Below are 23,399 nucleotides of genomic sequence, written 5' to 3'. Positions count from 1 at the left end.
GGGGGCTTCAAGCCCCCTGGTTTTTAGTTGTTCTTTTGGTTTTCAAACTTCTGCTTAACGTAGGCAAGAACGCCGCCAGCCTTGATGATTTCAACCTGCCGCTTGTTGAGACCGTGCTTTGTAGGAATGGAGATTCCCTTTGTCCTGTTTATCACGGTGATGATGTTGTCTTCTCCCGGAGCGAAGTTTGAGAGGTCTATTTCAAGGTAGTCTCCCTGGTCTATCTTGTCGTAGTCCTCTTTGTTTACAAACACAAGGGGAAGGATTCCAAAATTTATGAGATTTGCGTGGTGGATACGGGCAAAAGACTTAGCGATTACGGCTTTAATTCCGAGATACATAGGTCCGATTGCTGCGTGTTCCCTTGAGGAGCCCTGTCCGTAGTTCTCTCCCCCTACGATGAACCCGCCACCTTTCTCCTTTGCCCTCTGGGCGAAGGTTTCGTCTACAACTGAGTAGACGTATTCGGAGATTGCAGGGATGTTTGAACGTAGCGGGAGGATCTTTGCTCCACCTGGGATAATGTGGTCTGTGGTGATGTTGTCTCCGACTTTCAGGAGAACTTCTCCCTCAAGTTTGTCTCCGAGAGGCTCCTTGTAACCTACGTAGTTAATTGTTGGACCCTTAAATACTTCAACCTCGTCCGGGTCTGCAGCTGGGGCAAAAATCATTGAATCGTCAATTTCAAACTTCTCAGGGAGGAATACCTTAATTTCCTCAAGACCTAAATCCCTCGGGTCTGTGATAACTCCTTTCATAGCGGTTGCTGCCGCTGTTTCTGGTGAAGCAAGGTAAACCTGAGCGTCTTTTGTTCCTGAACGGCCGTAGAAGTTCCTGTTGAAAGTTCTAACAGATACTCCTCCGGAAGGTGGTGCGAATCCCATACCGATACAGGGGCCGCAGGCGTTCTCAAGTATCCTGAAGCCTGCCCTTAGGAACACGTCGTAGTATCCTTCCTTGTCCATCATTCTGAGGACTTGCTTTGAGCCTGGAGAGATTGCTGCAGAAACTAACGGGTGAACCATTTTTCCTGTTCTCTTAAACATCTCTCCAACTGTTTTAAGGTCACGGTAAGAGGAGTTTGTACAGGAGCCGATTGCAACCTGGTGAACCCTTAGTCCTTCAACCTCTTTAACCTTCTTAACGTTATCAGGCATGTGTGGGCAGGCGATCAACGGCTCAAGCTCAGAAAGGTCTATGTCAATTACCTCGTCGTAAGTTGCGTCTGGGTCTGCCTGGAGCGGCCTCCACTGGGCTTCCCTTCCCTGAGCCTTCATAAAGAGGTAAGTCTGTTCGTCGCTTGGGAAGATGGAGGTTGTAGCTCCAAGCTCTGCTCCCATGTTCGTTATTGTTGCCCTCTCTGGAACTGTAAGGTATTTGACTCCCTCTCCGCCGTACTCAAAAATCCTTCCAAGTCCTCCCTTAACTGTTAGGCGGCGGAGGAGCTCCAAAATGATGTCCTTAGCTGAAACGAAAGGTCTTAACTTTCCATAGAGGTTAACCCTTACAACCTTTGGCATTGTGAGGTAGAAGGGCTCACCTGCCATTGCAAGGGCAACGTCCATTCCGCCAGCTCCAATTGCAAGCATTCCGATTCCACCGGCAGTTGGTGTGTGAGAGTCTGAACCGAGGAGAGTTTTTCCCGGAACTGCGAACCTTTCAAGGTGAACTTGGTGGCAGATACCGTTTCCTGCCTTTGAAAAGTAAATTCCATACTTTGCAGCAACTGTTTGGAGAAAGAGGTGGTCATTTGCGTTCTCAGGGCCTCCTGCTTGGAGGGTGTTGTGGTCAACGTAGGAGACGGAGAGCTCCGTCTGAACCTTTGGTAGCCCCATAGCCTCAAAGTGGAGGTATGCCATCGTTCCCGTTGCGTCCTGGGTAAGTGTCTGGTCAATCTTAATGGCTATGGGCTTCCCGGGAGTCATGTCCCCTTCAACGAGGTGAGTCTTAATAATCTTCTGGACGATGTTTAGTCCCATTTCTCCTCCTGTTTATATAAATTTCAAATAGCTTTCAAAAACCTTGCTCAAAATTATGTAAAAATTTTGTAAAAATTTCAACAGTGGCTAAAAGTCTTTGTAGCTTAATCTTTTGGTAGGTGCAAGATGGAGCCGATTGTTTTAGAGGGTAGATTTCCTGTTTACATATATGCAGGTTCAGTTGAGGATGATGTTCTCTCTCAGGTTGAGAGGGTAAAGGACCTTCCTTTCTTCAGAGACAAGATAGTGATAATGCCAGACTGTCATGCAGGAAAGGGGTGTGTAATCGGGTTTACCGGCTACTTTGACGACGTTGTCATTCCGAACATTGTTGGAGTTGATATAGGCTGCGGAGTTTACACCTACCCACTTGAGAGGAGGGTTGACCCTAAAAACCCAGGGGAAGACGTTAATCTTCCAAAGTTTGACGCCTTTGTTAAAGGAAGGATTCCGACGGGATTGACTTCAAGAATGAAGAACAACGCCAAGAAGCTTCCTCTCTCAAATGAAGACAAGGGGCTCCTCTCTGAGATCCGTTCTGTTCTCATCAATACTTACAGGATAGACCTTCAGGAGCCTCTACTTCAGGTTGGAACGTTAGGTAGCGGGAACCACTTTCTTGAGCTTGGAGTTGACGATGAAGGTAGGCTATACCTTACGGTTCACACCGGCTCAAGGAACCTTGGACTTAGGCTCTGTAACCACTTTCAGAGGCTTGCTTGGGAACATACAAAAAAGGTTATGCCGGACTTTCCCAAAGACCTTGCCTTCCTGCCGATGAAGAAGGGAGGAAGGGAGTACATAAGGGCAATGAGGCTTGCACAGTCCTACGCTGACCTTAACAGGAGAATGATTCTGAAAATCATCGTTGAGGAGTTTTTTAGGGAAGAGTTCAAAGAGGAAAGGCTGATAAAGAGCGTCCACAACTACATAGACGTTGACAGAGATATGTGCGTGAGGAAGGGAGCTATCTCTGCACATAAAGGTGAGAGGGTTGTAATTCCTTTCAACTTAACTACCGGTTTGGTTATAGGAAGGGGAAAAGGTGTAAGAGAGCTTAACTTCTCAGCTCCTCACGGTGCTGGGAGGAAGGTTAGTAGGAGGAAGGCAAAAGAGCTCTTCTCGGTAGGAGAATTCAGAAAGGCCGTTGAGGAGGCAGGCGTTTACTCCTCAACAGTTTCAAAGGAGACTTTAGACGAAGCTCCTTTTGCCTATAAAGAACCAGAGAAGATTCTTAAGTTTTTACCTAAAACCCTTGAGGTAGAGAAGTTTGTTAGACCTATCTATAATTTAAAAGGATAGGGAGATGATAGAAGACCGACAGAGTCTATAAGTCTGTTGTTAAACTGTGTGTAGAAGGCTATTGCTTTGTTTAGTAGGTTATTAACTATGTTTTTTATCCCAATAAGCTGTGGAAGTTGTTCGTTTATAAGATTTAAGAAGAACTCCCTCACTTTAGGGGGAAGTGCTTGAACTGTCTCTTTTGAGAGAACCCCCTTTAGCTGATTCGTTTGTCTGTCACTTTTCTCTGTTCTTTAAGCTCCTCAGAAAAGGTTTTCCCTCCGCTTCCTAAAAATCCAGCAGTCCTTCCCCTTTCTTTTTGGAGCTCGTGAACTAAGAGGGAGACTCTTTCTGCGATTGTGATGCTGGTTTTGAGATTTTCAGATTTAAGGTAGTTTCTGTAAGCACTGTTTATCAGCTTGTAGGAAAGGATACCTATGGCAAATAGGGAGAGAAGGGTATCCCACGGCTCTCCTCCTTTTGTTTAATTCCCGTTAATTTTACAGGAGAACCGTGAGATACGTCATTTAAGCTACCGGGTAAGCAAACTCCGGTCTTTCCTCTAAGAGCTTGATATCTGTAGCCTCTTTTGGTAAAGGAACAACTTTAACCCTCTCAACCCAGCGTTCAGGAAGGTGGATTACCCGCTTGCCAATCCTTATAACTGCAGGTGAGACTTTTGCCTTATACTTTATCCTTACTCCCCAAACTTTCTTTCCGAACTTGTTCTCAAACTCAGCAGGTCCTTCTATTTCAATATCTTTAGCTGAACCAGGGAAGTAGATTCTCTTTGCAAAGTGTCTATTCCTTCCCTTGTGAAAGTAAACCAGCCATAAAGTTTTCCCTTCTTTGTACTTGGCCTCTGTAGGAATATATTGCTCTGCCTTTTTCTCTTCTTCAAGGAGCCTTTGAACATACTGTTCTAAGGTTTCGTCTTCCCTAACTTCGTTTTCAGTCCAGACCTCAAACTCAACCTTCCATCCCCTTACTTCGGCTATGATGTTGGCAAGCTTAACGTTTCTCTCTTCCTCCCTCTTAACCAGCTCATCAATCTTGTCTAAAATATCTGAGAATCTTTCTCTAAAGTCCTCTAACCTCGTAATTGCAACGATTAGATCTCCTTGTTTCTTTAACCTCTCAAGGGTCCCTTTGTCCTCAGCTAAAACCATAGCTTTTTTGATTTCGCAGAAGTTCCTGCGGAGCTCCTCCAGTATCTCAGGGGAGAGCTTCAGGTCAACAACGCTCTCTAAAATCTCTTTCATTATCTGTTCAGGAATTTCCTTCAGCTTCTCGTCTATGCTCCTGTTGTCGCTTCCCCAGGGGCTGTACTCTTTGTCCCACTTTTTATACTTGGCTACGTAGTTGGCAAGCCTTACTGTTACCCTGTTCTCCTCTAAAGCTACCTCTCTAAGCTCTTCAATCATTGGGCCGAACTTTATCTTCCAAAACGGCGAGTATGTGAGGGTGCACAGGTAGTCTGAGCGTTTTTTCAGGTCTGTTAGCTGTTCTGGAGTTTCTACCTCTAACATTTCATCTCTGATGATACAGTTAATACGTCTGATGTCCTCCGGTCCTTCTACTTTTCCGTAGATCCTTGCCATCTCTCCCTCCACTATTCAGTTAAAAGGGGGAATAGCTCCCCCTTGTTCTTAGTTCAATTTCTCTAAAGCCTCTAATATGAGCAGTCCGGCTTCGTTGATAGAGTTCTTACCTACAAGGTTTGAAGCCCTGAGGATAACCATCTCCTTCTCAAAGGCTTCTGGATCAAGTCCCGAGAGTTTAATGGCCTCTTTTATGTTCTTCGGAAGGATTCTTATCTTCCTCTCTTTAACGTAGAGGGTTCCAACTTTACTGAGGGCTTCAAGGACTCTAACGGCAAGTGGAGTAATAGGGTTTGCAAAGCCTTCCGGAGTTCCGGATAGAGCTCTCTTTATGAGCTTTCCAGCCTCTGTAAGAATAATTGCTTCGTTCTGAAGGATGTCTATGTAGCCCCTTGCCTCAAGCTTGTTGAGTGCGTAGTCAATTTCCTCCTGCCAGGTTTCGTCAAACTGTTCGTAAACGTCTTTAACGAAGAAACCTTTCTCAGGAAGCTTGTGGAGAACTTGAAGCTCAAACTTTGTGATGTGGGGAAGTCTTCTGATCTGGTATGCCATCTCGGCATACATCTTACCGGATTCCGTTGCCTCTCCACCGCCTATGAGCTGTGTCTTAACTCCCTTGTTATACCAGTCAACGTTAGGAGCTGCAAACTCCTTGTTTGTAATTGTAATTGACTTAACTGCAACTGCGGGAATTTCCCTGAAACCGCGGGTCTTCATGTCTTCAAGTACTTTCTTTCCAAATTCAGTTAGGTAGTGGACTTTCTTTCCTTCAAACTCTTCAGCCCTAATCAGGTTGAAAGACTCAAGGGTATAGAGGGATTCCTGAACGATGTCGTACATCTTTTCATACCATTGGTTGCCCTTTTCGTAGAACGACTTGAAGAGCTCCTCAACGGTTTTAACCTCAGAGAACTTCTTCTTAATCTCCTCTTTCTTCTGATAACCTAAGTCTTGATAGATTCTCCTTCCATAGTGCTCAAGAAGGTGTTTATACTCTTTAACGGGCTTGTAGAAGAGGTAGTGGACGAGCTCGTCAACTGTTGGAAGGGTAGACGGATCTTGTTCGTGGTGCTTCCAGACCTCCTCTATTCCTTTAAGGAGCTCCGCGTCTAATATCTCAACGTTCATAGACTTAACGGGCTTAAAACTCCTCTCCTTCCAGATTCTATATGCCTCTAACAGGTGTTCACCTGCTGGAAGTGGGTTCCCTTCGTCGTCTATGAGGGCAAGTGCAAAGAGAACTTCTTTCTCCTCGTCCGTTACGGCATCAAACCCTTCGTAAACTGCCCTTTCAAGTGAATCCATTATATCTTCAGAAATTACCGTTTCAAGGGTAGGAGCAATTGTCTCACAGGCAGCTTTTATTTCCCTTCCAAGTGGGGTAAGAGCATAAACGTCTGAAGTTGGAACGGAGAAGGCTAGTAACCTCATAGCTCCCATTAGAATCGGGAACCTACCTCCCGCAGGGAGCATTGAGGATTCAGCAGGTCCTGCCGGCATCTCCTTGATGTACTGGCAGAGCTCCCTGTCAATAATGAGCCTCGGGTGAGCGTTTTTAAACACTTCGTAGATGTCTTTTGCATACTGGTTGATGGCCTTGAAAGTCCCCTTTTTCTCTACTTTCCTTTCTTCAATGAATCCCCTCTTTTCTAATTCCTTTTCGGTTAGAGGACCTGGAACGTCGTCGTTTTCAATGGCCGTCTCAATCATCATAAGAATTTCAGAGCCGAGCCATCTAAACTCTTCCGTCCACTTGGACGGGTGTTCTATCAGTTTTTTCTCAACCATTTCGTCTAAAATGTTTGCGAGAACCCTTCCCCAGTAGGTAAGGGAGTACTCTAAAGGTCTTACCATCCTTAAAAGGTTCATCCTCTCAAGCTCTAAGTAAGGAGGTTCCTCACTCTTTACAAAGAGCTGGCAGGTTGGTGCGTTGTTCTTCTCCTCCTCCCTTACTCTCATTAGTGCCAGTGCGTGTTCTTTTCTGATTACCATTTACTTCCCTCCTCACGGACTTTTCTTTTCTAAGTTTAAATTATGTCAAATAAAATTTTAAGTCAATTGGTGAGGCTTTTTGAAAGATCCAGAGGAATAAGAAAAGAACCCAGAGATTGAACAGGCAAAACTTAGCTAATACAAACAACTGAGCTATCTAAAAGCTCTTAGTCCTCTTTTAATAACCAACTCTTTGAAGTTGGTAGGAATAACTTCGCGGGCCGATATATCCCGCTACCTGGTAAAGAAAGGCGTTGTTTAACCCTGAGTTCTGTTTTTTTTCTTCTCATCTAACGTGTGCTTCCAGGCTAAAACGGCAAAGGAAAGAGGTAAGAGGATTGCAATGATTGTGCAGATTATTCCAAGAATCGTGTTTTCGCTCATCTTTTAACCTCCTCGTAAATCTTAACGACGTTGTAGAGGGTATCCCTCTCAACGGGAACTTTTCCGGCTTCCCTTATCAGCTTTATTAGTCTCTCTTTCGGTATAAACTGACCTGCCCTTGCCCCTGCAGCTTGAGTAATGTCTTCCTCGGTTACCGTTCCGTCTATGTCATCTGCTCCAAACTGAAGGGCTATCTGGGCTACCTTCTCACCTAACATTATCCAGTAGGCCTTTATATGGGGGAAGTTGTCAAGAAGTAGCCTTGAGACGGCGATTGTTTTAAGTTCGTCAAAACCTGTTGTGTAGTTAGCTCCAGGTATTTCTGTATTTTTAGGGTGGAAGGCAAGGGGAATAAAGGTTTGAAAGCCTCCTGTTTCGTCCTGAGCCTCCCTGATCCTTATCAGGTGGTCAACTCTGTCGGCGTAGGATTCAATATGGCCGAAGAGCATTGTTGCGTTGCTCTTTAGTCCAAGTCTGTGTGCCGTTTTGTGAATCTCTAAGTACTCTTCAGCCGTTATCTTGTCCGGGCAGATTCTCTTCCTTACCTCTTCTGTAAATATCTCTCCTCCTCCCCCGGGAATTGAGCCGAGTCCTGCTTCTATTAGCTCTTTCAGCGTCTCTTCAATACTCCTGTTTCCCTTTTCTGATATGAACTTAATCTCTTCGGCTGTGTAGGCCTTAACGTGAATGTCTGGGAAGGCCTTTTTAACCTCTCTCACTATTCCAATGTAGTGGTCGTAGCTCCAGTCTGGGTGCAGTCCTCCTACTATGTGAACCTCTGTGAGTCCGGGGTTTTGCTTCTTATACTCGTCCAACTTTTTTAGGATTTCATCAACCGTTAACTCGTAAGCTCCTTCTTCTCCCTTTCTCTTCCTGAAGGCACAGAACTTGCAGGTTCCAACGCAGATGTTTGTAGGAGTTATGTGAACGTTTACGTTAAAGTAGGCAAACTTCCCGTTTTTCCTCTCGGCTACCAAGTTAGCAAGGTAGCCTATTGTGTGTATGTCTTTTGACTCAAAGAGTGTAAGACCGTCTTCAAAAGAGAGTCTTTCTCCATTTAAAACCTTTTGGGCAACTGGTATTAACCTTTCGTCTCTTATAAACTCCATCAGTAGACCCTCAGAACGTTGTAGTTTGTGTCCCTTTCAACAGGTATTTTTCCAGCCTCTTTTATGAGGTTTATCAGCCTCTCTTTTGGCATAAACAACGAGCCGGGAGCTCCCGCCGACCTCGTTATCGTCTCCTCAACCACAGTTCCGTCTAAGTCATCAACTCCAAAGTGAAGTGAGACTTGAGCCAGTTTTTCTCCTAAAGTTATCCAGAAAGCCCTAACGTGGGGAAAGTTGTCAAGGATTAGTCTCGCTACTGCCAGCATCTTCAGGTCGTCAAAACCCGTCGTGAAGTTTCCTCCCAACTCTGTGTTCTTTGGCTGGTAGGCAAAGGAGATAAACGCCTGAAAGCCTCCCGTTTCGTCCTGGAGCTTTCTGAGCCTTAATAGGTGGTCAACCCTTTCCTCTACAGTCTCTATGTGGCCGTAGAGGATTGACGCGTTTGTTTTCAGCCCGTAGGAGTGAGCTATTTTGTGGATCTCTAAGTACCTCTCAGCAGAGAGTTTCTGAGGGCAGAGTTTCTCCCTTACCCGTTTACTGAAGACTTCTGCTCCTCCTCCCGGAAGCGCGTCAAGTCCTGCCTCTATAAGCTCTTTTAAAACTTCCTCGGCACTCTTTCCAGATATCCTGCAGAGGTGGTCTATCTCTTCTGCAGTGAAGGCTTGGATTTTCGCCGTTGGAACGGCTCTCTTTATCTCCCTTATGAACTCTAAATACTTTTCGTAGTTCCACTCCGGGTGAAGGCCGCTTACTATGTGAATCTCAGAGACGTTTCCAACCTCCTTTGCCTTCTGAACTGCCTCTTCAACCGTTAACTCGTAGGCGTCCTTATCGTTTTTTTCCTTTCTGAAGGCACAGAACTTACAGCTTCCAACGCATAGGTTCGTAAGGTTTATATGCCTGTTAACTGTAAAGTAAACTAAATTTCCGTTCTTTTTCCTGTTAACGAAGTCTGCAAGTTTTCCGACCGTTAGCAGGTCGTTGCTCTTAAAGAGTTTCACTCCATCTTCAAAGGAAAGCCTTTCTCCCGAAGCTACCTTCTCGGCTATCGGAAGGAGTTCCCTGTCCTCAACTAACCTTTCGTCAGTTATCTCCTCAATTTCAACCATTTTCTTCCTCAAAGGGCTTGATGTTCTTCTCTTTAAGTGTCTCCATTAGTTTCTCTATCCGCCTGACCGTTTCGTCTGAGAGGTGGTGTTCTATTAAACACCCTTCCCTCTCTGCGTCTTCGGGGGGAAGCCCTAAAACAGACCGGAAGAAGTTAATCAGAACCTTGTGTTTCCTGTAGAGCTCCTTTGCGTAGTTTCTTCCTTTTTCTGTTGTGCTCACGTATCCGTAAGGTTCATACTTTATGTAACCCTTCTCCGAGAGCCTCTTTAAGACTTCTGTAACTGTAGGCATCTTGACGTTTCTCGCCTTCGCTATCTCTTTAACCCGCGCTACTTTATTCTCCCTTTCAAGGAGGTAAATTGTTTCAAGGTAGTCCTCAAGCCTCGGTGCTAACTTCTCTTCCATCTTCTTTCCCTTTCTTTTCTTTACTGGAGAATATATTCCTAACTACGTTAAGTTTCACTAACTCCTCACCTTTACTCCGCAGTGTTGGCAGAGGGAGCTCTCCGAGACTATAAACAGGTTCTCGCCTGAAACCCTGTTCGGTTTTTCCCTGTGTACGTCAACGGTAAACCACGCCCTTTCAGAAAGGCCTATTTTTTTTAAAATCTCTGCTGCCGTTTCTCTTGCTCTACTGCAGGCCTCAACGAAAGTCGTCATTCCAGAAACTGCGTCTCCCGTTATGAAGGTGTTTTTACCTTTTGAGAGTTTCTCTATTAACTCTTTATCAACTTTAAAGCCCACGGCGGGAATAAGGTAGTCAAACTCAAACTTTCCACAGGATAGCTCCACCGTTTTTCCCTTTATCCCATTAACGGCACAGTTTGTGTATACCTTTACTCCTTCCCTTACCGCTGCTGAGAGCTCCTTCCTCTGCGCCCTTATTCCCTTTGCATCTCCCCTGTAGAGGACTGAGACGTCTGCTCCGAGCCTTACTCCAAGCCTTGCAACGTCTATAGCCGTATCTCCTGCTCCTAAGACTATTAACTTTTTGTCGCGGAGCTCCGGTGGCTTTTTCAGAAAAGAGAGGGGATAGACAACCCTTTCTCCTTCTATTCCTTCAATTCTCCTTTCAATCTGTGCCCCAACAGCTATGACAACTGCATCGTATCCTTTTAGCTCTTTTTCAACAGGGTTATTCGTAAAAACGTTCAAGTTCTTAAAGGATGTTGCGTATTCTATTTCCTTTTTAGCAAGCTCTCTATTGAACTTGAAGTTCGGAATGTAGTTGATTAAACCTCCCAACTCACTCTCTTTCTCGTAGAGGTCAACCTGAACTCCACAGGAGGCGAGGTAGTAGGCAGCAGTGATTCCTGAAAGACCTCCTCCAACAACTGCCACTTTTCTCTTTACTTCTGGGAAAAAAGGCTCTCTTTCTTTTATTTCTAACTCTTCTAGGAAAACTTTTGCCATTTCTCTATGAACTTCCCGAATCCTCAGAGGTCTCTCAGGGAGGATTCCGCACTTCTCCTCGCAGGGTGCAGGGCAGAGCTCCCCGAGAGTAAATGGAAAAGGTGATGACAGGAAAAAGATTCCAACTCCCTCTTCAGGTTTTCCCTCTTCACAGTAAGCCATAAATGAGGGAATCTTTGCCCCTATCGGACAGAAGTCCTCACAGGGGGAGGTTTCTCTGTTTTCGCTCCTTCCTGCGTCTAACACTTGGAGGCCGTAGAGGAGGGCTTGAGCTCCTACTAAAGTTAAAGATCCGTAGTTTATCGGGAATCCCAACAGATACCAGTAGTAGAAGGGAAAACTGAACAGCGTAAAGAACGAAAGACCGGTTAAGTATCTTTTTCCGTAAACCTGTCCAGCTCCGGGAATAAGAGCTGAGAGGAGCTTACTCTTTCTCCTTTCCTTAATTATCTTGGAAGTTTTAAGGGCAACTTTCCTGTCAGGCTCCATAACTTCTCCTTCATCAGTAAATACAATTATAGAGGTTTAAAGCCATTAAAGGGTTTAGGAGGAGTTATGCTTGAGGAGAAGATAGAAGGTGCAGTTTTCGGAGCTGTTATAGGGGATGCCCTTGGAACCTTAGTTGAGGAGATGGACAAAGAAACAGTTAAGAAAGCCTACGGAGGTCCCATACTTGACTTTAAGGAGCCCTCTCCCCTCTCTGTCTGTCCTCATCTCAAGAAGGGGCAGTATTCCCACGAATCTCAGATCTTTCTGATGGCTCTAAGAGTTTACGCAGAGAAGGGCTACTTTGATGAAAGCCTCTACATAGAGGAGCTGATAAACTGGGTGAAGGATGAAAAGTCCCACAGGTATCCTGCAGGCTCCCACGTAAACGCTGCCCTCTCTTACGCTGCCGGCCTTGAACCGGACGAGGCGCGGGTGAAGGCCTGTGATATAGACGGTGCTATACCAGCTGCTGCTGCAGGTATCTTCAGGTGGGACAGCAGCTACGACGCCTACTCTGAGGGGAGGTATATAGCTTCAATTACACACGACGACGAAGCCCTCGTTGATACAGCTGGAGTTCTTGCCGTTGCAGTTTCAGAAGTTTTAGGGGGAAGAGTCCTTCTCTCGTCAAGGGAAGACCGTTTGGGTTTTGTTGAAGTTCTCAGGGAGTTTGCCCAAACACAAATGGTGCGTTCCTACTTAGACCTTCTCTATCAGGCTCTTGCTAAGGAGAGTGTGAGCTTGGACGAGATTATTCTGCTCTTAGGTAACGGAAGTTTCGCCCCCGAGGCCTTTTCCCTTTCTCTCTACATAGCCTTAAACAACTCCAAGTCTTACAGAAGGGCTGTCGTGACGGCAGTTAACTCCTACGGAGACTTTGGGGGAGATACAGATGCCGTTGCCTTCGTTGTTGGAGCTCTCGTCGGGGGTTACTTAGGCATTTCGTCAATTCCGGAGGAGTGGCTTAAATGTCTTGAAGGGGCTGATTATATTGATCTTCTTGCAAAGAAATTAATTGATAAAATCAAACAATAATTTCAATTTAAAACTTGGAGGAAGTATGAGGTATAGAGAACCATTTATAGCTTTCGTCTTGTCAGCCCTTCTTACGGGGAGTTCTCCTGCCGCCTGTAACCCGGATACTCCCCTTTTGAAAATTGACGGCCGGACTGTTGACTACTCCTACTTCCGTTACGTTGAGTCAACCATTCCCCAGTGGGCTATGAAGAAGTATTACTCCGGCGTTAAGGGTAGGGAGGAGCTCCTTCAGAAAATCCTTGAAAGGCAATTGATCTTCCAGTCTTATAAGGATAAGGGTTTTTTTGATAGGCCAGAAATAAGAGAACATGTTGAGAGGTTTAAGGTAAAAACTCTCGCTTCTCTATACCTTGCTGAACACATAAAAGCGCCAAGAGTCACGGAGTCGGAGGTAGAGGCAGCCATAAAGAAATACTACAAAGGGAAGAAAGTTACGCCAGAGCTCCGCCGTTCAGTCAAAATAAACCTTGAAGCTCAGAAGATATCCCAAGAGAGGGAAAGGGTAATCTCATCTGTGAAGTCTCGTCTAAAGATTCTTAGCCTTAACCCTAAGTCTTCCAGTGACGTTGTTGCAGTTTATAATAGGAAGAAAATAACCTACGGTGATATTAAACCCTTAATTGAGGGGAAACCAACGCCTTTGGCTTTGAAGAGAGCTCTTGAAACTTACGCTCTCTACTTAGAAGCGCTGAAAGAAGGGCTTGATAAGAGTCGTAGCTTTAGGAATCGGCTCCTATCCTTTGAGGAGAACCTTGCAGCTTCCTCTTTTGAAAAAGAAATTTTAACCAGTATAAAGGTTTCAGACAGGGAGATTAAGGACTACTACTCAAAACACAGGGAAGAGTTTAAAACCCCTGCTTCTGCTAAAGTTCTCATCTTCGTCTTTCCGTCAGAGAAGGAGGCCAAGAAGTCTCTCAGCGCCCTAAACTCGGGAAAATCTTTGAAAGAGTCTATTCCTGGATACATCTTCTCAACAGGTAGAGAATGGACAGTCCTTTCAAACGACGAGAACAATCCGGTTTCTATGCTGGTCTTTTCGTCTAAGAAGAAGTTTAACCTCCTTAACATGCCAGACGGAAGGACTCTTCTGATAGTTGTTGAGAGCAGGAAACCTTCAACTTACCTTCTACTGGGAGACGTTTACTCCACAATAAAGATCAGGTTGAAAGGGGAAAGGGCAAAAAAACTCATCGAGGAAAAGGTCTCTCAGCTAAAGAGGAAATACTCTGCCAAAGTTCTTCCCGCTTCAGAAAGCTGTTTCAGGGAGGAGGAGTCCGATTAGGGGCTCCTCTTTTAGGAACTCTACTGCCTTTAGAAATTCTGAAAATTTAGCTTCCTGGAGGTCTTTCAGGAACTCTGTTGAGTACCCGATGTCTTCCATAACGGTTACAGCGAAACCTAAACTGTCTGCCTCTCCAGATTCCCTTCCGAAAACTTCAGCCCTATAGAGCTTCCTCTTTGCTATTTCAAATTCTTCTTCCTTTACATCTAAAACGTTTCGGCAGAGCTCCTTCATCTCCCTTACAGCCACTTCCGGTTTGTCTGTAACTGCCCCTAAGGTAAAGTTTGCTCCGAGTTTAAGGTTCTGGTAGTTTGACGAGGCTGAGAAAACTACTCCCGTTTCTCTTAGCTTTCTAAACAGGAGGGAGCTCCGTCCTAAAGAGAGTAGTGAATCCAGTATGTCGTAGTAAACGTCGTGTCTTCCTGCAGGTGGAAGCTTCCAACCTAAGAGAACGTAGGGAAGTTCCACTGTCGGGTGTCTAACTACGAACTCCCCTTCTGAAACGAGGTCTTTCTCTCTTTCTGGAGTTAAAGGAGTGTCTTCCTTTTTTAGGCTTCCAAACAGTTCCTCAACTCTCTTTAAAACTTGTTCTGCCTTTATGTTCCCTTCAACTACGACGGTTATCCTTTTCGGGGTGTAAAGCCTCTCGTAGAAATCCCTCACCTTTTTGGAAGTGAAACTCTTAACCGTCTCTTCAAAACCTAAAATCGGGAACCTGTAGGGAGCTCTTCTATAAAGTCTTTTTAAGAACTCCTCAGTAAAGACCTCGTGGGGGTTGTCTTTGCTTCTTGCTATTTCTTCAAGGACTATAGGTATCTCTTTCTCAACGTGCTTTTTGTCTATTAGAGGCCTCAGCGTAAGGTCTGATAGAACGTTAAGGCCGGTCTCCCACTCCTGAGCCGGAAGGTTTGTGTAGTAGTACGTGTAGTCGTAGGAGGTCGCTGCGTTAAGTTCCCCGCCTACCCCTTCAATAACTCTGTCTGCCTCTCCTTCTGGGAAGTTCTCACTTCCGTTAAAAACTATGTGTTCAAGAAAGTGGGCTATTCCCCTTTCCTCTTCTCTTTCGTATGCCGCTCCTGCCTTTACCCAGACAGAAACGGTAGCAGAGAAAAGGTCGGGTCTCTCTTTTACTACGGCTTTTACTCCGTTTTTCAGCGTCTTTACCTTTAACATGTGGAAAATTATACTTTAGAGAAACTGCCGGAGGGAACAGAACTTGAGAGCTCTTATTTTAGGAAAAGGCCTAAGCGGTAAAGGAGCAGCTCTTCTTTTAAGTTCTTTGGGTTTTTTCTATGAGTTCTACCAGGATGGCAATGGTTTACCTGACTTGTCCTTATTTGATTTTGCTGTGAAGTCCCCTGGGTTTCCTATTAACCATAAAATTTTACAATATCTAAGCAAAAAAGACGTACCCACCCTCGGCGAAATTGAACTCGCCTTCCGCTTCTCCCGAGGAAAAATCGTCTCAGTCACAGGGACAAACGGAAAGAGCACGACAACAGCTCTCATTCACCACACGCTCAAAATCAACGGATACAAAACATTCATCGGCGGAAATTTCGGAATTCCCTTTTCTGAGTTTGCACTAAAGACCACACCAGAAACCATCTCCGCCATAGAACTCTCTTCATTCCAAATAGAAGACCTAAAGTCTTATAGGTCAAACGTTTCCGTAATCCTAAATGTCACTCCTGACCATATGAACAGATACAGAGATTTCACAGAATACAGAAATGCAAAACTTAAACTGATTAAACACTCGGACCTAACAGTTCTAAACAGAGACGACGAACAGTTAAGAAACTTAAAAGGGAATAACCTTATCTTCTTCAGCACAAGGAGGAAAGCAGATACCTATGTGGCAAAGAACAAATTGATCATCAACCTAAAAAACAGAGTAGAGCTCCCTTTAACAGAGCTCCCTCTAAAGGGAATTCACAACTTAGAAAACTACACTGCTGCCGCTACAGTTTTAAGTATTCTAGGACTAAACGAAAAAGAGATACTTAGAGGATTTAAATCCTTTAAAGGTCTTCCCCACAGAACGGAAATCGTAGAAACAGTAAAGGGAGTTACCTTCGTAAACGATTCAAAGTCAACAAACCCAGATTCCCTTAAAAAAGCCCTTGAGAGCTTTAAAAATATTATCCTGATAGCCGGCGGAAGCGATAAAGGACTTGACTTTGGCCACCTAAAAGAACTTGTCAGAGAAAGGGTAAAGGCAGCCGTATTTATAGGAGAAACGGCAGAGCTCCTCTCCCAAACATTCAGAGAAGAAACCCTCACGTTAACGGCAAACTCCATGGAAGAGGCGGTAAGGAAAGCCTTTGAACTCTCTGATGTAGGAGATACAGTCTTACTCTCTCCGGGATGTGCCAGTTTTGACATGTTTAAAAACTTTGAGGAAAGGGGAGAAGCCTTTAAAAGAGAAGTCTTAAAACTTAAAGAGAAGCTGGAGGAAAAAATTGAAAATTAGAGAATCCTACGGGTGGATAATTTTTGGGAGCTCCCTCTTTCTTTCACTCCTTGGGATCATATTTGTCTACACAGGAAGCTACTTCTGGTGTGTAAAGCACGGAGCTCCGCCCTACTCGTATGCCCTTAAACAGTTCGTTGCCTTTACTTTAGGAGTTACAGCAGCACTTCTAATCTATAAGTACGCAGACTACAGGAACTTTGTCTCAAAAAAGTTCCTCTGGGCGACATACTTTACAGCAATATTCCTCTTAGTCGCAGTTCTCCTCTTTGGAAAAGAGATAAACAACTCAAAGAGCTGGATAATTGTAGGAGGGCTCTCTTTTCAACCGGCAGAGCTTGCAAAAATCCTGATAATCGTATTTGACTCAGCCTACATAAGGTATAAGTGGTATGACATAACAAAGAGCCTCAAGTTCTTCCTTACGTTCATAACCTTCGGTCTGTTCATTCCAGACCTTCTCATACTTGCCGAGGGTGACCTTGGTTCCGCAATGATACTGACAATTTCGGTCTTTGCAATTCTCTTCGTTACAGGTTTGAACGTTAAATACATAGTTTATCCGGCTGCCTTAGGAACAGCCCTTTTTACTCTTGCCGTCGTTACAGCTCCCTACAGGCTCATGAGGATAAAGATTCTCCTTCATCCGGAGAACTACATACAGACTACAGGTAAGTACAGTAGCTACCAGTTAGTCCAAGCGTTCGTTGCCTTTGCAAAGGGGGGCATCACGGGAATGGGAATCGGAAACGGAGTTCTATCAAAGTTTCAGTTCCTCACGTTTGCCTTTAGTGACTTTATGTTTGCCCACATAGCTGAGGAAGTCGGAGCCTTAGGAGTTCTTTTTGTTCTCCTTATATACCTTTTAATTCTCTACTCTGGGCTTTCAATAGCCGACAGAACAGACGAACAGGTTGGGAAATACATGGCCTTAGGGCTTACCCTATACATTTTCCTTCAGGCGGCCGTCCACATAGGAGTAAACATTGGGCTTCTGCCGACAACAGGTATAACGCTTCCCTTTATGAGCATGGGAGGGAGCTCCCTCATTTCTCTATTCATTGCCGTGGGAATAATAATGAGCGTGGCAAGGCACCTTCCTCCGGAGTCTCAGGTAACAGTTAAGTTAATGAGCAAGGGGAGGTATACATATTGAGGTTTCTAATAGCTGGCGGTGGAACAGGAGGGCACTACTTCCCAGCACTTGCCGTTGCGGAGGCCCTGAAGGAAAAAGGACACTCAATCTTCTACGTCGGAACAGAGAACGGCATAGAGAAAACCTTAGGCTTCCCATCTGAAAATTCCCTGCTACTTAACGTTTCTGGGTTTATTGGCAGAGGGTTAAGAGGATACTTCTCCTCTTTCAGGTTTGTTACCTCAACCCTAAAACTCCTAAGAGAGATTGAAAGGTTCAATCCAGATGCAGCTATAGTTTTCGGAGGTTACGCCTCTCTCCCTTCGGGAGTCGCTTCTTTTCTGAAGGGTATTCCCCTATACGTTCAGGAGCAGAACTCGGTTCCCGGCAGAGTTAACAGATTTCTCTCAAGGTTTTCAAAGTGCTCATTTTTGGGGTTTCCGGGTGCAGAGGCTTTTTTAAAAGGTAAAAATCTCTTTACGGGAAACCCTGTAAGGAGACAGGTAGTTGATGCATCAAAGAGAAGAGAGGAGGTAGGGAGAAAAACTTTAGAAAAGCTCAACCTCTCAAGAAAAAAGAAAACTCTTCTCGTTATAGGAGGAAGTCAGGGAGCTCTCTTCCTCAACAGGCTCTTCATAGAGACGGCTCCGCTCCTCAACAGGGAAGTTCAAGTCATTCACATAACGGGGAAATCTAAGGAAGAGGAAAAACTTAAAGTAGTTTACAGAGAAAGTGGAATAGATGCAAGAGTTTTCCCTTTCTACAGGGAGGTGTGGGAGCTCTACTCTATAGCCGACTGTGCCGTTTCAAGGGCAGGAGCTCTGGCGATTTCGGAACTCTCCCTCTTTGGAATTCCTACCCTCTTCGTCCCTTTCCCTTACGCAGCTGACGACCATCAGCTGAAAAACGCACAGTTTCTTTCACAGATGGGAGCTGCGCTATACCGGAAGCAGGAGGAGATCACTCCACAGGAAACGGCTCAAATAATTGAGACGCTTCTCTTTGGTATAATTGATTCACAGAAGCTGAAAGAGAACTTCCTCTCTTTCTCAAGACCCAACGCTACAGACAGAATAACAGAGGTGTTATGCGAGAAAAGAGGCTGTTAGAGGCTGCCATTTTCCTGTCTCAAGATCCAGTTAGACCTGAGGAGCTCTCTGAGAAGTTCGGAATCCCCGTTGATAGAGTAGAGGAGCTCCTTGAGGAACTCCTGAAAGAATACAGCGACAGGGGAATTGTTCTTAGGAGGGTGGCGGGCGGTTACAGGTTCTTTACAGCTTCTGACCTTTCTCAAGACCTGAAAGAGTTCGTAGAGGACAGACCTGTTAAACTCTCAAGATACCTGCTTGAAGTCCTTGCCGTTATTGCCTACAACCAACCCATAACAAAGAAAGAGATAGCCATGATAAGGGGACAAAATCCTGATGGAGCTCTAAAGTCTCTGCTGGAGAAGGGACTAATTGAAGTAGCCGGTAGAGCTCCTACGCCTGGCAGACCGAAGCTATACAGAACGACAGAGAGCTTTCTCTACCACTTTGGATTAAATTCACTTTCAGAGCTCCCAAAAATTGATTTAGAGGAAGAAGTTGGACAGGATTCAAGAAGCGATTGAGATGCTCTACGAAGACGAATCTTTAGCCCTGTGCTGTGAAGATGCAATTCCTAAGGTTGAGGAACTCTTCGTTCAACTTGACAGAGTTCTGCCGAGATACATAGACGAGGATTTCTTCCTTGAACTTGCGGACACTATTAGGATAAACTTACTCTCAAACCCAGAGTATAAAAGAAGATTTACGGAGGAGAAGATGGGTGTCGTTACCGTTACCTACGAGTTAGGATCCATGGGGCTTGAGGTTGCCAAGCAGGTTGCGGAGAAGTTGGGCTACAGGTTTGTCTTCACCGAGGTTCTCCAGGAGGTTGCAAAGAGGTTGGGGGTTCCTGAGTGGAAGGTTGAGGAGTTCAACGAGTTTAAATACGTTCCCTCAAAGCTCTCACTCTTTGACCTCTTCCAGCTTGACAAAGACCTAATAGACTTCGGAGCAATCTTTGGAACGAAAAAGAAGGAGATAACTTTTGAGGAGTTTAGAGAAGCTTTAGTTAAAGCAGTTACAGCATTTGCGGTCTCAAACAACGTTGTTATTGTGGGGCACGGAGCTGCCTGCATACTTCAGGAGTATCCAAACTCCTTACATGTAAAAATTGAGGCTCCTTTCGTTGATAGGGTAAAGACGTATGCCGAAAACACCGGAAAGAGCCTTGAAGACGCAGAGAAAGAGCTTAAAAAAATTGATGAGAAAGAGGTAATGTTCTACAAGGACATATGTGGAGAAGATATTAGAGAGATTAACCTTTTCCATATAAAGCTTAACACCTCAAAAGTTCCGGTAGAGGTTGCAAAAGAGCTCGTAGTAAACGGATTCAAGCTGTTGGTTGAGGAGTAGTATGGTCTCTTTAACCGACAGAGATGCCCTCGTCGTTGTTGATATGCAGAACGACTTCATGCCCTGGGGAAGGCTTCCTGTTCCCGGGGCTGACAAGATAATCCTAAAAGTTAACTATTACTTAAAACTCTTCTCATCAAAGGGGATTCCCGTTTTTGCAACGAGGGACTGGCACCCGGAAAACCACATCTCCTTTGACGTTAACGGAGGAAGGTGGCCGGTTCACTGCGTTCAGTGGAGCAGGGGAGCAGACTTTGCCGAAGGGTTGGAGCTCCCACCGGACACTTTCATAATAGACAAGGGTGATAGGCCGGAGCTTGAGGCATACTCCGGGTTTCAGGGAACTGTTCTAAACAACCTTTTAAAGGAGAGGGGAGTAAGAAGGATTTTCGTCTGCGGTGTCGCAGCAGAGTTCTGTGTTAAGAATACCTGTATAGGAGCTCTAAACTTAGGCTACACAATCTTTGTCTTAAAAGACGGAGTTAAAGGTCTAACTAAAGATTCGGAGGAGGAGGCGGTTAGGGACCTCCTCCGTTTAGGTGCTGTCGTCATAGAAAGTTCCAATATTATCCCTTAGTCCTCCTTCTCAAGGTCTTTGAGAATGTTCTCAATATCTATGGGGAACTCTGAGATTTCGGAGGTTTCGCTCTCAGCGCTACCGGTTTTCCAAATAGTTCCGCCGGTAGCCCTTCCCTTTTCGTCAAACCCTGTCGCTATAACGGTTACTTGAATAATCCCTTCAAGTTTTTCGTCTATCGTAACTCCAAAGAAGAAGTTTGTATCGTCCCTCTTCGTCCTCTCCTTTATTAGACCGGCAGCGGCGTAGGCTTCGTCAAGGGTTAAATCTGGTCCTCCGCTGATGTTTACGAGTATTCTGCTTGCTCCCTCCACCTGAACGTTCTCAAGGAGAGGATTGTCTATCGCCTTCCGTGCTGCCGTCAGAGCTCTGTCCTCCCCGTCTGCTTCACCTGTTCCCATAAGAGCGTAGCCTCCGCTGTGCATAACGGTCTTAACGTCGGCAAAATCAAGGTTTATAAGGCCGGGCTTCGTTATAACTTCCGTTATTCCCTTTACCGCCTGGTAGAGAACGTTATCTGCAAGTTTGAAAGCGTCCATTATTCCAATCCCTTTAGGAGCAACTGTTATCAGCTTCTGGTTTGGAACTACCATAAGCGTGTCAACAAACTCCTTTAGCCTCCTAATTCCTGCCTCCGCATATTCCTGGCGGCGTCTCCCCTCAAAGTCAAAGGGCCTCGTTACAACTCCAACTGTCAAGATCCCCATGTCTTTTGCTATCTTTGCAACTATCGGGGCTGCTCCAGTTCCCGTTCCGCCTCCCATCCCGGCAGTTATGAAGACCATGTCAGAGCCTTCCAACACTTCCCTTATTTTGGGCTCGTCCTCTAAAGCAGCCTGTTCACCAATTTCTGGTTTTCCGCCGGCTCCAAGGCCTTTGGTTAATTTCTCTCCTATCTGAACTTTAACAGGAATAGACATCCTTGAAAGAACTTGGGCGTCTGTATTAACGGCTATAAACTCTACGCCTTCTATTCCCCTTTCATACATCCTTGAAACGGCGTTTCCTCCGCCTCCTCCAACTCCTATTACCTTTATGACCGGTCCTTGAAACTGGTCATCTGCAACTTCAAACATAGAACTCCTCCAAACTTCGTAATTCTTTAGAATTTTATGTAAAGGAGGCGGAGTGTGGCAAACTTTCTCTTTGCTGTTGACGTGGGAAAAGGCACTCAAGATATTGTTGTTCCAAACTTTAAAGAAAACGAAGAGAACTGGGTTAAGGTTATTCTTCCTTCCCCTACAGAGAAGCTGGCCAGGAAGGTTAAACTATTTAAAAGGGATATAACAGTTGATGGTTACGTTATGGGCGGGGGGCCTGTTAAGAGAGCTCTCCTTGAACACATTAAGAAGGGTTACTCGGTAACTATTACAGAGAGGGCTGCAAGGACTGTAAGGGACGACCTTGAAGAGGTAGAAAGGTTAGGTTTCAGTATTGTTGACTCTGTAGATGATGTAGATCTGTTTCTTACCGACTTAGAGATTGATAACTACCAAAAAATTTTATGGTTAATAAATAAAGACTTGGAACTGAAAAACTTTACAGTCGGCGTCGCGTGTCAAGACCACGGGTTTGTCAAAGGTCAGAGCGACAGGGTGACCCGGTTTAACTTTTTGAGAGAGCTCCTTGAGAAGGAGAGGCGACCTGAAAAGATGGTAATAATCGAAAAGACCGGCTTCTTTTCAAGATTTGATTCTATCCTGGAACAGCTAAAGGAGGCAGGGTTAAACGGGTTTGTTATGGACAGTAAGCTGGCGGCAGTTGCCGGTATGGTGGATTACGCCGATAGGTTAGGAGTTGAAGAGTTTGTCGTTTTAGATGTAGGGAACGGCCACACCTTGGGGGCCTCTGTAAAAGGTGGTGAAGTTATAGGTCTGTTTGAGCACCACACCAAATTGTTGAACAGGGATAAGGTAGAGAAGCTCGTTAAAAAGCTTGTTAAAGGGGAGATAACTTTTGATGAGGTGTTTGAGGACGGAGGGCACGGAGCCGTAGTCTTTGAAACTATTGAGCCGGAAAGGGTTTTTGTTGTTGGACCAAACAGGGAAATTCTTAAAGGCTACGGGGAGGAAGCCTACCCGTTAGGGGATGTTATGCTTTACGGCTGTGCCGGGCTTGTCCGTGCCTTTCGGTTCCTACAGAGAGTTTGTTGAGAAGACCTCGTCAACAACTTTGAACATAAGGTCGTCTCTTACCTTTGCATAGCGGGCAGATGTGTTAGGTGACGCATGGCCGAGAAAGGCCTGAATTACCCTTATGTCAACTCCTCTGTCAACCAAAATGGTTGCAAAGGTGTGACGGAGCTTGTGGGGGTGAAGGTCAACTCCGCTTCTTTCCTTTATTCTGTTGAAAATATACTTTGCTCCTTGATAGCTCAGTGGAAAGAGCCTCTCTGTTTTGCAGCTCTCTGCGTAGGAGAGGAGCTCCCTTCCAAACTCTTCAGTTAGGGGGATAAACCGCTCCTTCCCACCTTTTCCGATAACCCTTAGAACTCTTCTCCCTCTGTATTCAAGGATGCTCTCTTTTGTGAGGGAGAGGAGCTCCGATATCCTTAGGCCACACTGGAGGATTGTTTTTACCATTAGATAGTCCCTGTATGGGCGCTCCCTTGCTGCTTTAAGAACTTTTTCTATCTCTTCTTCTGTGAGAGCTTCTGGAACTCTCTGTTTAACTTTCTTTATCCTGAGGGAGGGTTTAATCGGATTTTTCTCAAGGAGTTCCATGTCAACTAAAAAGTTGAAGAAAGAGTTCAGGGCTGAGAGGCGTCTGTTTATGAGGGAAGGGGAGCAGTTGAGGGAGCTCCGAAAAACCATGAGGTGTGCCGTTTTTATCTTATCAACGGGAACGTCTCCTATCTGTTTTTGAAGGAGTTTCAGGTCGTTCCTATACTCTTTTAGGGTTCTGGGGGAGAGTTCCTTACTCTTGAAGTTTATGAAGAGCTCTACAGCTTCAGAGAGTTTCATGCCGTTTCTCCTTACCGTTGATATATTTCGCCCGTTTCAAGCTGAGGGGTATTCCTATACCCTGTATTCCGAAATTCCGGAAATATATCAACGTTTTTTAAAAGTCAATTTCCAGGTCTTACGGTTTCC

22 protein-coding genes and 1 pseudogene are annotated in these 23,399 nt (G+C 45.1%); 10 read left to right on the top strand and 13 right to left on the bottom strand.

The window, feature by feature from the left end; genetic code table 11:
- Positions 1 to 23: 23 nt before the first annotated feature.
- Positions 24 to 1,979: an aconitate hydratase gene (locus ACZ424_RS02120; protein WP_464904875.1), complete on the bottom strand. Its 1,956-nt coding sequence runs from the start codon at positions 1,977 to 1,979 to the stop codon at positions 24 to 26.
- 126 nt (positions 1,980 to 2,105) lie between these two features.
- On the opposite strand from ACZ424_RS02120, the gene ACZ424_RS02115 reads away from it, so the two are divergent.
- A complete protein-coding gene (locus tag ACZ424_RS02115) occupies positions 2,106 to 3,281 on the top strand; it encodes an RtcB family protein (RefSeq protein WP_464904874.1) in 1,176 nt (391 codons plus the stop codon).
- Between the two features lie 196 nt (positions 3,282 to 3,477).
- Here the strand turns inward: ACZ424_RS02115 and ACZ424_RS02110 are convergent, their stop codons facing one another.
- The 9 genes and pseudogenes from ACZ424_RS02110 to ACZ424_RS02070 all read right to left on the bottom strand — a co-directional run bounded on the left by ACZ424_RS02110 (position 3,478) and on the right by ACZ424_RS02070 (position 11,358).
- Entirely contained in the window at positions 3,478 to 3,618 is a 141-nt protein-coding gene (locus ACZ424_RS02110) for a nitrate- and nitrite sensing domain-containing protein (protein WP_464905201.1), read from the bottom strand.
- Between the two features lie 169 nt (positions 3,619 to 3,787).
- Positions 3,788 to 4,861 (bottom strand): hypothetical protein, encoded by a 1,074-nt coding sequence (locus tag ACZ424_RS02105; protein WP_464904873.1) that lies wholly within the window; start codon positions 4,859 to 4,861, stop codon positions 3,788 to 3,790.
- Positions 4,862 to 4,909: 48 nt separating this feature from the next.
- Positions 4,910 to 6,853, bottom strand: a complete 1,944-nt coding sequence (locus tag ACZ424_RS02100; RefSeq protein WP_464904872.1) for a DUF505 domain-containing protein — start codon at positions 6,851 to 6,853, stop codon at positions 4,910 to 4,912.
- Between the two features lie 40 nt (positions 6,854 to 6,893).
- Positions 6,894 to 7,010 (bottom strand): annotated as a pseudogene (locus ACZ424_RS02095) (IS5/IS1182 family transposase); the annotation flags it as partial.
- A gap of 101 nt (positions 7,011 to 7,111) precedes the next feature.
- Positions 7,112 to 7,237 (bottom strand): hypothetical protein, encoded by a 126-nt coding sequence (locus tag ACZ424_RS02090; protein WP_464904871.1) that lies wholly within the window; start codon positions 7,235 to 7,237, stop codon positions 7,112 to 7,114.
- Positions 7,234 to 8,346 carry an aminofutalosine synthase MqnE gene (gene mqnE, locus ACZ424_RS02085; protein WP_464904870.1) on the bottom strand — a complete coding sequence of 371 codons (1,113 nt, stop codon included), beginning with the start codon at positions 8,344 to 8,346 and terminating at the stop codon, positions 7,234 to 7,236. The genes ACZ424_RS02090 and mqnE (ACZ424_RS02085) overlap by 4 nt, the downstream gene beginning before the upstream one ends.
- Positions 8,346 to 9,455: an aminofutalosine synthase MqnE gene (mqnE, locus tag ACZ424_RS02080; RefSeq protein WP_464904869.1), complete on the bottom strand. Its 1,110-nt coding sequence runs from the start codon at positions 9,453 to 9,455 to the stop codon at positions 8,346 to 8,348. The genes mqnE (ACZ424_RS02085) and mqnE (ACZ424_RS02080) overlap by 1 nt, the downstream gene beginning before the upstream one ends.
- Positions 9,448 to 9,861 carry a metal-dependent transcriptional regulator gene (locus ACZ424_RS02075; RefSeq protein ID WP_464904868.1) on the bottom strand — a complete coding sequence of 138 codons (414 nt, stop codon included), beginning with the start codon at positions 9,859 to 9,861 and terminating at the stop codon, positions 9,448 to 9,450. Before ACZ424_RS02075 ends, mqnE (ACZ424_RS02080) begins: the two co-directional genes overlap by 8 nt.
- Positions 9,862 to 9,918: 57 nt before the next feature.
- Positions 9,919 to 11,358: an FAD-dependent oxidoreductase gene (locus ACZ424_RS02070; RefSeq protein ID WP_464904867.1), complete on the bottom strand. Its 1,440-nt coding sequence runs from the start codon at positions 11,356 to 11,358 to the stop codon at positions 9,919 to 9,921.
- Between the two features lie 66 nt (positions 11,359 to 11,424).
- Between ACZ424_RS02070 and ACZ424_RS02065 the strand changes: the two genes are divergently transcribed.
- Together ACZ424_RS02065 and ACZ424_RS02060 are read left to right on the top strand one after the other, a co-directional pair.
- Positions 11,425 to 12,393: an ADP-ribosylglycohydrolase family protein gene (locus tag ACZ424_RS02065; protein WP_464904866.1), complete on the top strand. Its 969-nt coding sequence runs from the start codon at positions 11,425 to 11,427 to the stop codon at positions 12,391 to 12,393.
- A 25-nt stretch (positions 12,394 to 12,418) separates the two neighbouring features.
- On the top strand, positions 12,419 to 13,678 hold the full coding sequence (locus ACZ424_RS02060; RefSeq protein WP_464904865.1) for a peptidyl-prolyl cis-trans isomerase: 1,260 nt from the start codon (positions 12,419 to 12,421) through the stop codon (positions 13,676 to 13,678).
- Here ACZ424_RS02060 and ACZ424_RS02055 read toward each other — a convergent pair.
- The gene (locus ACZ424_RS02055) at positions 13,643 to 14,851 is read right to left on the bottom strand and encodes a M16 family metallopeptidase (RefSeq protein ID WP_464904864.1); all 1,209 of its coding nucleotides are present in this window, start codon (positions 14,849 to 14,851) and stop codon (positions 13,643 to 13,645) included. The genes ACZ424_RS02060 and ACZ424_RS02055 overlap by 36 nt on opposite strands.
- A 43-nt stretch (positions 14,852 to 14,894) precedes the next feature.
- On the opposite strand from ACZ424_RS02055, the gene murD reads away from it, so the two are divergent.
- From murD to ACZ424_RS02025, 6 genes are read left to right on the top strand one after another with little or no spacing between them, the layout of a single operon-like run.
- Positions 14,895 to 16,154 carry a UDP-N-acetylmuramoyl-L-alanine--D-glutamate ligase gene (gene murD, locus ACZ424_RS02050; RefSeq protein ID WP_464904863.1) on the top strand — a complete coding sequence of 420 codons (1,260 nt, stop codon included), beginning with the start codon at positions 14,895 to 14,897 and terminating at the stop codon, positions 16,152 to 16,154.
- Positions 16,144 to 17,310 (top strand): FtsW/RodA/SpoVE family cell cycle protein, encoded by a 1,167-nt coding sequence (locus tag ACZ424_RS02045; RefSeq protein ID WP_464904862.1) that lies wholly within the window; start codon positions 16,144 to 16,146, stop codon positions 17,308 to 17,310. The genes murD and ACZ424_RS02045 overlap by 11 nt, the downstream gene beginning before the upstream one ends.
- Complete coding sequence (murG, locus tag ACZ424_RS02040) at positions 17,307 to 18,398, top strand: undecaprenyldiphospho-muramoylpentapeptide beta-N-acetylglucosaminyltransferase (RefSeq protein ID WP_464904861.1); 1,092 nt, start codon at positions 17,307 to 17,309, stop codon at positions 18,396 to 18,398. Before ACZ424_RS02045 ends, murG begins: the two co-directional genes overlap by 4 nt.
- Complete coding sequence (gene scpB / locus ACZ424_RS02035; RefSeq protein ID WP_464904860.1) at positions 18,377 to 18,901, top strand: SMC-Scp complex subunit ScpB; 525 nt, start codon at positions 18,377 to 18,379, stop codon at positions 18,899 to 18,901. The genes murG and scpB overlap by 22 nt, the downstream gene beginning before the upstream one ends.
- The gene (locus ACZ424_RS02030; RefSeq protein WP_464904859.1) at positions 18,876 to 19,730 is read left to right on the top strand and encodes a cytidylate kinase-like family protein; all 855 of its coding nucleotides are present in this window, start codon (positions 18,876 to 18,878) and stop codon (positions 19,728 to 19,730) included. The genes scpB and ACZ424_RS02030 overlap by 26 nt, the downstream gene beginning before the upstream one ends.
- A 1-nt stretch (position 19,731) precedes the next feature.
- Positions 19,732 to 20,307 (top strand): isochorismatase family protein, encoded by a 576-nt coding sequence (locus ACZ424_RS02025; RefSeq protein ID WP_464904858.1) that lies wholly within the window; start codon positions 19,732 to 19,734, stop codon positions 20,305 to 20,307.
- On the opposite strand, the gene ftsZ is transcribed toward ACZ424_RS02025, so the two are convergent.
- The gene (ftsZ, locus tag ACZ424_RS02020; RefSeq protein WP_464904857.1) at positions 20,304 to 21,383 is read right to left on the bottom strand and encodes a cell division protein FtsZ; all 1,080 of its coding nucleotides are present in this window, start codon (positions 21,381 to 21,383) and stop codon (positions 20,304 to 20,306) included. The genes ACZ424_RS02025 and ftsZ overlap by 4 nt on opposite strands.
- 54 nt (positions 21,384 to 21,437) lie before the next feature.
- Here ftsZ and ACZ424_RS02015 point away from each other — a divergent pair, with 54 nt between their 5' ends.
- Positions 21,438 to 22,460 carry a DUF1786 domain-containing protein gene (locus ACZ424_RS02015; protein ID WP_464904856.1) on the top strand — a complete coding sequence of 341 codons (1,023 nt, stop codon included), beginning with the start codon at positions 21,438 to 21,440 and terminating at the stop codon, positions 22,458 to 22,460.
- On the opposite strand, the gene ACZ424_RS02010 is transcribed toward ACZ424_RS02015, so the two are convergent.
- Positions 22,443 to 23,270 (bottom strand): tyrosine-type recombinase/integrase, encoded by an 828-nt coding sequence (locus ACZ424_RS02010; RefSeq protein ID WP_464904855.1) that lies wholly within the window; start codon positions 23,268 to 23,270, stop codon positions 22,443 to 22,445. The genes ACZ424_RS02015 and ACZ424_RS02010 overlap by 18 nt on opposite strands.
- Positions 23,271 to 23,399 lie beyond the last annotated feature (129 nt).

This window comes from Thermovibrio ruber (assembly GCF_055380895.1).
Note: the sequence above shows the minus strand (reverse complement) of the source record. Positions and strands in the feature narration are given on the sequence as shown.

What these genes read in the sequence shown, in the direction of transcription:
- ACZ424_RS02120 (WP_464904875.1), bottom strand. Translation starts at nt 1,979, where the DNA reads ATGGGACTAAACATCGTCCAGAAGATTATTAAGACTCACCTCGTTGAA.
- ACZ424_RS02115 (WP_464904874.1), top strand. Translation starts at nt 2,106, where the DNA reads ATGGAGCCGATTGTTTTAGAGGGTAGATTTCCTGTTTACATATATGCA.
- ACZ424_RS02105 (WP_464904873.1), bottom strand. Translation starts at nt 4,861, where the DNA reads ATGGCAAGGATCTACGGAAAAGTAGAAGGACCGGAGGACATCAGACGT.
- ACZ424_RS02100 (WP_464904872.1), bottom strand. Translation starts at nt 6,853, where the DNA reads ATGGTAATCAGAAAAGAACACGCACTGGCACTAATGAGAGTAAGGGAG.
- ACZ424_RS02090 (WP_464904871.1), bottom strand. Translation starts at nt 7,237, where the DNA reads ATGAGCGAAAACACGATTCTTGGAATAATCTGCACAATCATTGCAATC.
- mqnE (WP_464904870.1), bottom strand. Translation starts at nt 8,346, where the DNA reads ATGGAGTTTATAAGAGACGAAAGGTTAATACCAGTTGCCCAAAAGGTT.
- mqnE (WP_464904869.1), bottom strand. Translation starts at nt 9,455, where the DNA reads ATGGTTGAAATTGAGGAGATAACTGACGAAAGGTTAGTTGAGGACAGG.
- ACZ424_RS02075 (WP_464904868.1), bottom strand. Translation starts at nt 9,861, where the DNA reads ATGGAAGAGAAGTTAGCACCGAGGCTTGAGGACTACCTTGAAACAATT.
- ACZ424_RS02070 (WP_464904867.1), bottom strand. Translation starts at nt 11,358, where the DNA reads ATGGAGCCTGACAGGAAAGTTGCCCTTAAAACTTCCAAGATAATTAAG.
- ACZ424_RS02065 (WP_464904866.1), top strand. Translation starts at nt 11,425, where the DNA reads ATGCTTGAGGAGAAGATAGAAGGTGCAGTTTTCGGAGCTGTTATAGGG.
- ACZ424_RS02060 (WP_464904865.1), top strand. Translation starts at nt 12,419, where the DNA reads ATGAGGTATAGAGAACCATTTATAGCTTTCGTCTTGTCAGCCCTTCTT.
- ACZ424_RS02055 (WP_464904864.1), bottom strand. Translation starts at nt 14,851, where the DNA reads ATGTTAAAGGTAAAGACGCTGAAAAACGGAGTAAAAGCCGTAGTAAAA.
- scpB (WP_464904860.1), top strand. Translation starts at nt 18,377, where the DNA reads ATGCGAGAAAAGAGGCTGTTAGAGGCTGCCATTTTCCTGTCTCAAGAT.
- ACZ424_RS02025 (WP_464904858.1), top strand. Translation starts at nt 19,732, where the DNA reads ATGGTCTCTTTAACCGACAGAGATGCCCTCGTCGTTGTTGATATGCAG.
- ftsZ (WP_464904857.1), bottom strand. Translation starts at nt 21,383, where the DNA reads ATGTTTGAAGTTGCAGATGACCAGTTTCAAGGACCGGTCATAAAGGTA.
- ACZ424_RS02010 (WP_464904855.1), bottom strand. Translation starts at nt 23,270, where the DNA reads ATGAAACTCTCTGAAGCTGTAGAGCTCTTCATAAACTTCAAGAGTAAG.